Origin of the sequence: Virgibacillus sp. M23, assembly GCF_034190895.1 — a bacterium.
Classification (GTDB): Bacteria; Bacillota; Bacilli; order Bacillales; family Amphibacillaceae; genus Virgibacillus; species Virgibacillus salarius.
This window is the reverse complement of sequence record NZ_JAWDHA010000445.1, coordinates 1-235: the sequence shown is the minus strand read 5'-3', so window position 1 is coordinate 235 and position 235 is coordinate 1. Positions and strand designations below refer to the sequence as shown.

Below are 235 nucleotides of genomic sequence, written 5' to 3'. Positions count from 1 at the left end.
ATGATGATGAAGATTATCTTATGTGCCTATACCCAATCTGTTTTTTCTGGCAGAAAAATAGAAGGCTTACTTAAAGATAGTGTACGGATGATGTGGTTAGCACAGGGTTATGAGCCGAGCTATCGTACCATCAATCGATTCCGTGTTCATCCCGAAGTAAAAGAGTTACTACGCCAATGTTTTGTCCTATTTCGCTGTCAACTTGTTGAAGAGAAGGCAATTGAAGAAGAGGCCA

At 40.4% G+C, this 235-nt stretch carries 1 protein-coding gene; it reads left to right on the top strand.

Annotated elements, in window-relative coordinates:
- Positions 1-235: transposase (locus RVS70_RS23300; RefSeq protein ID WP_321135128.1), on the top strand; the 235-nt coding region annotated here is incomplete at both ends.